The organism is Vibrio sp. R15-SG3-ISO1A, assembly GCF_059833955.1.
Genome location: NZ_JCBDGH010000038.1, coordinates 19,233 through 29,875, shown reverse-complemented (window position 1 = coordinate 29,875; position 10,643 = coordinate 19,233). Strand labels below are relative to the sequence as shown.

Sequence of the window (10,643 nt, the reverse complement as noted above, 5' to 3'; positions counted from 1 at the left end):
CGCAAAGCGCAGCAAGAGAGCAACGCAGACTCCAGCAGCGAAGAGACTCAAGCTAAGAATGTGCCTGCTGAGGATCCGAAAAAAGCCGCCGTCGCAGCAGCGGTTGCGCGCGCCAAAGCGCGTAAAGCGCAGCAAGAGAGCGACGCAGACTCTAGCAGCGAAGAGACTCACGCTAAGAGTGAGCCTGCTGAGGATCCGAAAAAAGCCGCCGTCGCGGCGGCGATTGCGCGCGCCAAAGCGCGTAAAGCGCAGCAAGAGAGCGACGCAGACTCCAGCAGCGAAGAAACTCAAGCTAAAAATGAGCCGGCTGAGGATCCGAAAAAAGCCGCCGTCGCGGCAGCGGTTGCTCGCGCCAAAGCGCGGAAAGCGCAGCAAGAGAGCGACGCAGACTCCAGCAGCGAAGAAACTCAAGCTAAGAATGAGCCTGCTGAGGATCCGAAAAAAGCCGCAGTGGCGGCAGCGATCGCTCGCGCAAAAGCACGTAAAGCCGCCCAACAATCATCTAAACCTTCTGAGGAGAACAACTAGTGGCGTTCTTTATCGCAAGTTCCCCCCATGCTCACAGCCGTAAAAGCACGCCGGATTTGATGAAATGGGTCGCCGTCTGCGCCTTGCCCGGGCTTGCCGCTCAAATCTACTTTTTTGGTTGGGGCACTTTGATCCAACTGATTTTTGCCATTGCACTGGCACTGCTACTTGAAAGTGTGGTGATGCTGGTTCGTGGCCGCTCGCCCATGTCAGCACTGCGTGATAACAGCGCCATCGTGACCGCTTGGTTGCTGGCTGTGGCCATTCCGCCTCTGTCCCCTTGGTGGATGATGGTGATTGGACTGGTGTTCGCCATCGTCATCGCAAAACACCTCTACGGAGGTATTGGACAAAACCTCTTTAACCCAGCAATGGTCGCCTACGTGGTGTTGCTCATCTCCTTCCCTGTCCAAATGACCAGTTGGATGGCTCCGAGCACACTTCAACCCGTCAGCACCTCCCTTGCCGATACCTTGTCGCTAATCTTTAGCGGTTACAGTCAAGAGGGGCTGTCGCTACAACAAATTCGCACCGGTATCGATGGCATCACTATGGCCACGCCACTCGATGCGTTTAAAACTGGCCTGCTTGCAGGAAATACCAGTGTGGAAGTGATGCGACAAGCGCAATTTAGCGGTTTAGGCGGCGTCGGTTGGGAATGGGTCAACTTGGCGTATTTGTTCGGTGGTTTGATGCTGATAAAACTGCGCATCATCAGTTGGCACATCCCTGTGAGTTTTCTCGCTAGCCTCGCTGCCATGAGCGGCATTTTTATGCTCATCACGCCAGGAGAGACCGCCTCACCCATCTTGCACCTCCTTTCTGGCGCAGCCATGATCGGCGCCTTTTTTATAGCAACCGATCCGGTGTCGGCGTCGACCACTGTCAAGGGGCGCTTGGTATTTGGGGCCTTTATTGGCGCTATGGTCTTTATCATTCGAACGTGGGGCGGCTTCCCAGATGGCGTTGCCTTTGCGGTGCTACTGGGCAATATGTGCGTACCCATGATTGATTACTACACCAAACCCAAAACTTACGGTCACTGAGGGGTATAATGCTGAACGCTATACGTAACAACGGCGCAATCCTTGCCATCTTTGCCTGTGCTTCTACAGGCTTAGTTGCGCTGACTCACTACTTGACCGCCGATCAAATCCAGCGCCAGGAGCAAGCGCAGTTGCTCTCGGTACTCAATCAGGTCATCCCACATGATCTGCACGACAACGATCTCTACCAAGCCTGTACCTTGGTGACGGATCCGCTGCTTGGCACGGCTGAACCTATGCCAGTCTACCTCGCTTCCTTAAATGGCGAGCCTAGCGCCATGGCGATTGAAGCCATCGCGCCCGATGGCTATAACGGTTCCATCAAACTCATCATTGGCGTGAAACAAGATGGCACGGTCACCGGTACCCGAGTATTGAGCCATCAAGAGACACCCGGACTCGGTGACAAAGTTGATTTACGTGTCACAGATTGGATCCTCGGCTTTACCGGCAAAGTGCTGACTACTGATAACCAGGCCAGTTGGAAAGTGCGTAAAGACGGCGGGCAATTTGATCAATTTACCGGGGCGACCATCACGCCAAGAGCGGTCGTCAAGGCGGTACGTAATACGTTAGAGTATGTCAACGACCATCGTGGTGACATTCAATCTCAACCGCTCAATTGCGGAGGTGCGCGTGACTGAACATCAAACACTGATTAAGAATGGTTTGTGGGACAACAACCCCGCACTGGTCCAACTGCTTGGCCTATGCCCTTTGCTGGCGGTCTCCTCTACCGTCACTAATGCGCTTGGCTTGGGGATTGCGACCCTGTTGGTTCTGGTTGGATCGAACGTGACCGTCTCTTTAGTACGCGACTATGTGCCAAAAGAGGTACGCATTCCGGTCTTTGTGATGATCATTGCCTCGTTAGTGACCTGCGTGCAGCTGCTGATGAACGCGTACGCTTACGGTTTGTATTTGTCGCTGGGTATCTTTATCCCACTTATCGTGACCAACTGCATCATCATCGGACGCGCTGAAGCGTTTGCCTCGAAAAACGTGCCACTTCTTGCCGCTCAAGACGGTTTTTGGATGGGCATGGGGATGCTGATTATTCTTGTCATTTTGGGAGCCATGCGTGAGATTCTTGGCAATGGTACCTTATTTGATGGTGCAGAGCTGCTGCTAGGGCAATGGGCAACAGCGCTGCGAATTGAAGTGTTCCAATTTGACAGCAATTTCCTGTTGGCAATGTTGCCGCCAGGTGCCTTCATCGGCGTTGGGCTGCTGATTGCGATTAAAAACACCATCGATAGTCGACTGAGCGCACGCAAAGAAAAAACCAAACCAACGATAGAACGAGCGCGGGTGACCAGCTAATCAACACACGGGAAGTCAGCGAATAATGAACAAAGAGAAACGCATTCAAATTCTACAGAGGCTAAGAGATGACAATCCGCACCCGCAAACGGAGCTGAATTGGAACACGCCTTTCGAGCTACTGATCGCGGTTCTCCTCTCGGCTCAAGCCACCGATGTCAGTGTCAACAAAGCCACTGACAAGCTCTACCCTGTTGCCAACACGCCGCAAGCGATGTTTGATCTCGGCGTTGACGGCGTGAAAGAGTACATCAAAACCATTGGCTTGTTTAACTCAAAAGCAGAAAACGTCATCAAAACCTGTCGTATTCTGCTCGACCAACATAACGGTGAGGTGCCTGAAAACCGTGAGGCACTCGAGGCCCTACCTGGAGTGGGTCGCAAGACGGCGAATGTCGTCCTCAACACGGCCTTTGGTTGGCCAACGATTGCGGTCGATACGCACATTTTCCGCGTCTCCAATCGCACCAAATTCGCTATGGGCAAGAACGTTGACCAAGTAGAAGAGAAACTGCTTAAGGTGGTCCCCAAAGAATTCAAACTCGACGTACATCACTGGTTGATCCTTCATGGCCGCTACACCTGTTTGGCCCGTAAGCCAAGGTGTGGCAGTTGCTTGATTGAAGACCTGTGTGAATACAAAGAGAAAGTTTACCCCGACAACTAGGAGCTAGGCACATGTCAAACGGACGCATTCTACACACCATGCTACGCGTAGGTGATCTCGACAAATCTATTCAGTTCTACACTGACGTAATGGGCATGTCTCTGTTACGTAAAAACGAAAACACAGAATACCAATACACGTTGGCTTTCGTTGGCTATGGCGATGAGTCGCAAGGCGCGGTGATTGAGCTAACGTACAACTGGGGTACCGACAGTTACGATCTTGGCAACGCATTTGGCCATGTAGCAGTGGGTGTCGATGACATCTACGCTACTTGTGATGCGATCAAAGCCGCAGGCGGCAATGTGACTCGTGAGCCAGGCCCCGTAAAAGGTGGCACGACACACATCGCGTTTGTTGAAGACCCAGACGGTTACAAAATTGAATTAATTCAAAACAAACAAGCAACAGCGGGGCTTGAAGGCTAACAGCGCGAATCAATCCAATCTATGGGTAGCATTGGCTGCCCATTTTTATTTGCTTTACATGATAATGATTATCACTTAATCTTATTCTTCTCATAGAGAGGAGAGACAAGCATGCAACTGGCAGAATGGGAAAAGCACACACTGCTCGCAGACGTCGCGTTTAAGGACCAAGACCACTTACGCAGTATTCTGCATTATCAACAGGCATTAACACTGAGCGAACGACTGGGAGAACAGGTCGATGTCGATATCGAAGACCGACTGATGATCTCGGTGATTTCGTGCCACAACCTAGCGACCTTCTGGCGCTCGATGGGCGATGAAAAGTATGAACTGAAGTATTTACAGCTCGCTTCAGAGAAAGTGCTGACGCTGATCCCTCAATGCCCGAATTCAGACTGTGACGCCTTTGTCTCTTCGATCGGCTGCTGTAAGAAGGCGTTAGTGGAGTTTATGAAACGCCACCCCAATCCGACCATCGCTCGCATGGTACAAGACATCGATACAGCGACCAATTGCAACTTAATCGCACAGTTTAAGCTGAACTGATCGGCTATCTTGCTAAAAACTTGGCTTCATGTTTTACCTTACATACTGAAGCTATGCGGCGGATACAAAAACAGCGCCAAATGTTGGCGCTGTTCTTTTAGACTTGGGTACGACCGAGAGAAATCACTACGCGGCGGTTTTTATCTTTGCCAAGCGGTGATGCGTTGTCCGCCACGGGACGACGACGCCCATAACCTTGAACTTGGATCCTGTCTTCCGGTAAACCAAGTGAACGGAAGTAACGTTGCAGCACTTCAGCACGCTGCTCAGATAAACTTTGGCTGGCGGCTTTACTGTCTAACGAGTCGGTGTATGTCGATACCAACACCAAGTCTATATCTTGGTTGTGTTTAATGTACTCCGCAATTTGTGCAAGGCGTTTTTGCGAAGCTTTATTCAGCTCTACGCTAGAACGGTCATAATGCAAAATGGTGAAGGCGATATCTTCAAAGCTGTAAGGCAACAAGTTGGCAATACAATCACTAAATACGTTGTAGGTGGGCTGAAAAAGCACCGACGACAACGCCACCTCTACCCGCTCGTCACGACTTTGCCACTCTTGATAGCTAAACGTGGGATAACGCCCCTTTTCAAGCTCACCCAAAATGCTCCACGCGGTTTGTCCACCAACGTAACCATCAAATTGCTGAAAAAACTGAATGCTCGACATGCGGCTGGCGCCATCGCCAGGTCGCCATGCTGGAGGCATCGACACTAAGCTAACGTCTCTTGTCTGCCCCATCGGCCGTTTCATCTTCAGCTCAAAGTCCAGATTGATCTTTTTACTGGCTTGGGAAGAAAACACCGCATCGCCGTAGTTTGGGATAGGATGAACCAACTTACATTCTAGCGGCGTATTGGCAACCATTTGCCAGGTTGACTGCATCGGCGTTGCCACATAGCGCTTCTCAAGCGCAAAGGCGTTCGCTTCAAAACCGGCAATGACTAGCCCTAAACAGGCAACGTAGAATTTGTTCATAGTATGCTTCATCTCTAATACTGCGGGGTGACTCGCGTTGCCGCTTGTCACTCTGTCTGCATGACTTTGGTGAGAATAATGCAAAAAGCTCGCCAACACTTTCATTCCCCAGCGTCGCCATCAAAGAGATTAACGGTTTTTCTTGTTGACAGAATCTGCAATAATGCTGCCCCTGTCACATAACAATAGACCAACATGAGTTCAGAAAACGAAGCATTGACGCTTAAAAAACGCTTTCGAGGCTATTTCCCAGTGGTGATCGACGTCGAGACCGCAGGATTTAACGCCCAAACCGATGCCCTCTTGGAAATCTGCGCGGTCACCTTACGTATGGATGAAAATGGCGATCTCCACCCTGCGTCAACGATTCACTTCCATGTTGAACCATTTGAAGGGGCGAACTTAGAAAAAGAAGCCCTAGAATTCAATGGGATTCGTGACCCATTTAGCCCGCTTCGCGGCGCAGTGACAGAAGCCGAAGCATTAAAAGAGATTTATAAGCTTGTTCGCCGCGAGCAAAAAGCGGCGGACTGTAGCCGAGCTATCATCGTTGCGCACAATGCCACTTTTGACCACAGTTTTGTCATGGCAGCAAGCGAACGTAGCAAGCTCAAACGCGTCCCATTTCACCCCTTCGCCACCTTTGATACTGCCGCATTAAGTGGTTTGGCCTACGGTCAAACTGTTCTGGCCAAAGCGTGTAAAACCGCAGGGATGGAATTTGACAACAAAGAAGCCCACTCTGCGCTCTACGACACGGAGAAAACCGCAGAGCTTTTCTGTGGCATCGTCAATAAATGGAAAGCCCTAGGCGGCTGGCCACTGAGCGACGACGCCGATTAATACTAAAAACATGTAAACACAATTATCGAGTAAGTTATGAACCCTGTTGTTATTTCCGTTTGCGTTATGCTAGCGCTTGCCCTGATGCGCGTGAACGTCGTGGTCGCGCTGACATTCAGTGCTATCATCGGCGGCCTCGTCTCTGGCATGAGTCTAAATGAGGCGGTTTCCGCGTTTGAAAGTGGTCTAGGTGGCGGCGCAACGATTGCACTGAGCTACGCGATGCTAGGTACGTTTGCCGTTGCGATTTCAAAATCCGGCATCACCGACCTTCTAGCAAGCAGCGTGATCAAACGTATTCATGGTAAAGAGAATGCCAATGCGTCACTTGGCCTTAAGTACGCCGTGCTGGTTGCCCTGATTCTAGTGACCATGTCATCGCAAAACGTCATTCCTGTCCATATCGCCTTCATCCCTATTCTTATTCCACCTTTGCTAGGCGTATTTGCAAAACTGAACCTTGACCGCCGCATGATTGCCTGTGTGCTGACTTTTGGCCTAGTCACGCCATACATGGTGTTGCCGATCGGTTTTGGTGGCATTTTCCTCAACAACATCTTGCTGAAAAACTTGCACGACAACGGTCTTGAGTCTGTCACCGCAAGCCAAGTGCCGATGGCGATGCTGCTCCCTGCTGCGGGTATGGTGTTTGGTCTGATCACGGCTATTTTTGTTAGCTACCGTAAGCCTCGTATCTACAAAGAGACGGAGCTGACGCATGTAGAAGAGAACACCACCCAAGTGAACAAGAAGAACGTTCTGACTGCCGCATTGGGTATTATCGCGGCATTGACGGTTCAGCTCTCGACCGGTTCAATGATTGTCGGTGCCCTAGCTGGCTTTATGGTCTTTACCTTTGGTGGTGTGATTGCCTGGCGTGAAACTCAGGATGTCTTTACTAAGGGTGTGCACATGATGGCTATGATTGGCTTCATCATGATTGCAGCCGCAGGCTTTGCCGCGGTCATGAAGCAAACCGGTGGTGTTGAATCTTTGGTTGAAGCACTCTCTACCAGCATTGGTGACAACAAACCGCTCGCTGCGCTTCTGATGCTCATTGTTGGCCTATTAGTCACCATGGGTATCGGTTCTTCTTTCTCCACTATTCCTATTATCGCCACCATCTACGTTCCACTTGCTGCTGCGTTTGGTTTTTCACCACTGGCGACCGTTGCCCTTGTCGGTACGGCGGCAGCGCTTGGTGATGCAGGCTCTCCGGCCTCTGATTCGACCTTAGGCCCGACGTCTGGCCTGAATGCCGATGGGCAACATGAGCACGTATGGGAAACGGTTGTCCCAACCTTTATCCACTACAACATCCCTTTGATCGTCTTTGGCTGGATTGCCGCTATGACGCTCTAAACGCGTTGGTCTGTGGATAGATGAAAATCTAAAGACAATTAAGATCAAAAAAGCTGACTCTAGGTCAGCTTTTTTACGTTTGGATGTGCAGACAACACCTATTTGGCGTGTTTTTCTGCCACCGCCGCCAGCACTGGCGCCATATCTTTCAACAACTCTTCATTCACAGGGGCATCCGATGAATCGGTAATGTTGATGGACGTACGGTTCCCAAGATCGCCAAAGAGGAAGGTATAAGTTCCCGCTTTCAGCTCGGTCGGTTTCACTCCGATATCATCCCAAAACGCATCATCCGGTGAGGCATACTTGGCCTTGATGGTACCTTGAGATTGGTTGCGCGCTTCGATGGTAAAGCCCATCTTAGGTAGCAATTCTGGCAAACGCTGCCATAGGACATCGTATGGAGTACGAGCGATGATAACCGGGAAGCCACTGCGATCTCGGCCCATTGTAATAGGGATCTGTTTAACCAGCTCTTGCGCTTTACGCGTCGCTTCTTCACGCAAGTCCAAATCATAGCGAGCGGTGACAAGATTGGTCATCAATGCGTTGTAGCGAGATTTATTGGTCGCAGTAACAGGCATAGATTTACCGCCTTCGCGCCAATCGATAAGAGAAATTTTGAAGCCGTAGCGGTTGTTTGCCACAAGACGAGAGATATCGTAGCGAGAGCTGAGCTCCACATCTTCATCAGCAGAATTCCATGTCACCCAATCGGTTTCAATATGGTCTGTCGTTTGCTCTACGATACCGATGTTGCGCTCACTCAGCATGGTTTGCGCAGTTTGCCAAACACGATCCAGTTCGTCTTCGCGTAGCAGCCATAATGTCGTTTCCCCTTCTTTGCGCTCTGCTCGCGCTCCAGGAATCAAGGCTAGGACCTGCTGAGGAGGGCGGATATCCACTTCACGACCAATTCCACCGCTAAACTCACCTTGAGGAATTTGGTAGTTGGGGTAAAACTGAGGCTCTGCGCCCGCCGGTAACGTCCACTCGGTTAAATCAGGGGCATTGAGATACTCAAAGTCGTCTTTGGCTTGGCGACGCTGCGTGGCGCTGCCTGAGCAGGCACTTAAAACAAAAACAGCTAGTGAACTAACAACTAGCTGGTGAGACAATTTCATTGAAACTCCTAAGAAATCAAAGCCGAAGCTAAGCTTCGGCAGTTATCCTAAATCAGTAGATGCCCGCATCCGTCATGGCTTGCGATACAATCGGCTGCGCGTTATCTGACAACTCTGTCAGCGGCAATCTTAGGCTACCGTGGTCAATCAGACCCAACTTATGCGCCGCCCACTTGACCGGAATCGGACTTGACTCCACAAATAGATTCTTGTGCAAAGGCATCAAACGTTGGTTGATGACTTCCGCTTCGTCGTATTTGCCTTCGCTGGCTAAGCGGAACATGGTCGCCATATCCGCAGCCGCTATATTGTTGGTCACAGAAATCACACCTTGACCACCCATTTTGACGAAATCCAAACCCGTCGAGTCATCACCACTTAGTAAGATAAAATCTTCGCCACAAAGTTCACGATGAATCGCAATTCGACTCAAATCACCGGTCGCATCTTTTAATGCAACGATGTTGTCGATTTCAGAAAGGCGAGCAACCGTCTCAGGTTTAAGGTCTACCGCAGTACGACCCGGTACATTGTATAGGATCAGCGGCACTTCGCTGACGTCAGCGATCGCTTTGTAGTGCTGGTACAAACCTTCTTGTGTTGGCTTGTTGTAGTATGGTGTAACGCTCAGACAACCGGCAATACCCGTATTATTCAATAGGCGGCTAAAGGTGACTGACTCGTGGGTTGCGTTCGCGCCTGTGCCTGCTATAACAGGAATACGGCCATCAGCGAATTCCAGCGTCTTGAGTACAACCTTGACATGCTCTTCTATCGATAACGTCGATGATTCACCCGTCGTACCTACCGCAACAATACCGCTGCTGCCCGCAGCAATGTGGTATTCGACCAGTTTTTTCAGACTCGCGTAATCGACTTCGTCTTCTTGATTAAACGGTGTAATTAACGCGACGATACTTCCTGAAAACATGTCTCTCTCCCTAATTTCGATACTTATCGCATGTTACTGTAAGGGGATTGAAAAACACAAGCGGTTCGTCACGCTTAAATCACCTAAATCTGTGAATATTTATCATATGTTAGCGTTGGCGCAATTCTGGGTAAAATCTATCCCAACCTAGACCACTCCACAGCCCGATTTGACTTAGGCTGCGCGCTTTCACTCTACAATGTGAAAACACTCAATTTAGGTGATTAGAAAACCTACAGATCCCGCAACTTTCTCCCTTTTAACTGTGCTAAGCTATCTCATTAACAAAGTTAACAATGACTGAAGTGACATTATGAACCAACATCTGGTGATTACCGCGGTAGGGACAGACCGCTCAGGCATCTGTAACCAAGTCGTTCACCATGTGACGCACTCGGGTTGCAACATTGTTGATAGTCGTATTGCGCTATTTGGTAGTGAATTCACGCTTATCATGCTGCTGTCGGGAAGCAACGCAGCCATCACTCGCGTCGAGACCACCTTGCCTTTACTTGGCCAGGAACATGATCTCATCACCATGATGAAACGTACTTCTCCTCACACTCTGTCAGACAATAGCTATATGGTCGAAGTCTTCATTGAGTCGGACGATAAACCGGGCTTAACGGAACAGTTCACCCAGTTCTTTGCCAGCAAAGAGATTGGCCTTTCTTCTCTCAGCGCCCAGACTATCAATAAAGATAAGATTCAAGCGCCGCAAGACCAGTTCCATATCGCTATTTCTGCTTCTGTCGACTCGGGTTGTAACCTGATGCAGTTACAAGAAGACTTCAACGCTTTATGTAAAGAGCTACAAGTTCGAGGCTCACTTAATTTTCTAAAAAATAGTCAGTAAGAAAGGA

General features: G+C 50.0%; 12 protein-coding genes and 1 pseudogene. 10 read left to right on the top strand and 3 right to left on the bottom strand.

Annotated elements, in window-relative coordinates; all coding sequences use genetic code 11:
* The 7 genes and pseudogenes from AC6R0L_RS06150 to AC6R0L_RS06120 form a co-directional block, all read left to right on the top strand.
* Positions 1–528: pseudogene (locus tag AC6R0L_RS06150) on the top strand (electron transport complex subunit RsxC); the annotation flags it as partial.
* The gene (gene rsxD / locus AC6R0L_RS06145) at positions 528–1,574 is read left to right on the top strand and encodes an electron transport complex subunit RsxD (protein ID WP_500625753.1); all 1,047 of its coding nucleotides are present in this window, start codon (positions 528–530) and stop codon (positions 1,572–1,574) included. The pseudogene AC6R0L_RS06150 and the gene rsxD, both read left to right, overlap by 1 nt.
* 8 nt (positions 1,575–1,582) lie before the next feature.
* Positions 1,583–2,218, top strand: a complete 636-nt coding sequence (rsxG, locus tag AC6R0L_RS06140; RefSeq protein ID WP_334551139.1) for an electron transport complex subunit RsxG — start codon at positions 1,583–1,585, stop codon at positions 2,216–2,218.
* Positions 2,211–2,897: an electron transport complex subunit E gene (locus AC6R0L_RS06135; protein WP_334551141.1), complete on the top strand. Its 687-nt coding sequence runs from the start codon at positions 2,211–2,213 to the stop codon at positions 2,895–2,897. The genes rsxG and AC6R0L_RS06135 overlap by 8 nt, the downstream gene beginning before the upstream one ends.
* Positions 2,898–2,922: 25 nt before the next feature.
* On the top strand, positions 2,923–3,564 hold the full coding sequence (gene nth / locus AC6R0L_RS06130; RefSeq protein ID WP_334551142.1) for an endonuclease III: 642 nt from the start codon (positions 2,923–2,925) through the stop codon (positions 3,562–3,564).
* Between the two features lie 11 nt (positions 3,565–3,575).
* On the top strand, positions 3,576–3,992 hold the full coding sequence (gloA, locus tag AC6R0L_RS06125) for a lactoylglutathione lyase (RefSeq protein WP_334551144.1): 417 nt from the start codon (positions 3,576–3,578) through the stop codon (positions 3,990–3,992).
* A 111-nt stretch (positions 3,993–4,103) separates the two neighbouring features.
* Positions 4,104–4,541, top strand: coding sequence for a DUF2753 domain-containing protein (locus tag AC6R0L_RS06120; protein ID WP_334551145.1), 438 nt, complete (start codon positions 4,104–4,106; stop codon positions 4,539–4,541).
* A 97-nt stretch (positions 4,542–4,638) separates the two neighbouring features.
* Here the strand turns inward: AC6R0L_RS06120 and motY are convergent, their stop codons facing one another.
* The gene (gene motY, locus AC6R0L_RS06115) at positions 4,639–5,520 is read right to left on the bottom strand and encodes a flagellar protein MotY (protein WP_334551147.1); all 882 of its coding nucleotides are present in this window, start codon (positions 5,518–5,520) and stop codon (positions 4,639–4,641) included.
* Positions 5,521–5,715: 195 nt separating this feature from the next.
* On the opposite strand from motY, the gene rnt reads away from it, so the two are divergent.
* The gene (gene rnt / locus AC6R0L_RS06110; protein WP_334551149.1) at positions 5,716–6,363 is read left to right on the top strand and encodes a ribonuclease T; all 648 of its coding nucleotides are present in this window, start codon (positions 5,716–5,718) and stop codon (positions 6,361–6,363) included.
* Between the two features lie 36 nt (positions 6,364–6,399).
* Positions 6,400–7,725 (top strand): Na+/H+ antiporter family protein, encoded by a 1,326-nt coding sequence (locus tag AC6R0L_RS06105; protein ID WP_500628594.1) that lies wholly within the window; start codon positions 6,400–6,402, stop codon positions 7,723–7,725.
* A gap of 98 nt (positions 7,726–7,823) precedes the next feature.
* Here AC6R0L_RS06105 and bamC read toward each other — a convergent pair whose 3' ends face one another.
* Entirely contained in the window at positions 7,824–8,849 is a 1,026-nt protein-coding gene (bamC, locus tag AC6R0L_RS06100; RefSeq protein ID WP_500628593.1) for an outer membrane protein assembly factor BamC, read from the bottom strand.
* 52 nt (positions 8,850–8,901) lie between these two features.
* The gene (gene dapA, locus AC6R0L_RS06095; protein WP_500628592.1) at positions 8,902–9,780 is read right to left on the bottom strand and encodes a 4-hydroxy-tetrahydrodipicolinate synthase; all 879 of its coding nucleotides are present in this window, start codon (positions 9,778–9,780) and stop codon (positions 8,902–8,904) included.
* A 313-nt stretch (positions 9,781–10,093) separates the two neighbouring features.
* Here dapA and AC6R0L_RS06090 point away from each other — a divergent pair, with 313 nt between their 5' ends.
* On the top strand, positions 10,094–10,636 hold the full coding sequence (locus AC6R0L_RS06090; RefSeq protein ID WP_500628591.1) for a glycine cleavage system transcriptional repressor: 543 nt from the start codon (positions 10,094–10,096) through the stop codon (positions 10,634–10,636).
* Positions 10,637–10,643: the final 7 nt, after the last annotated feature.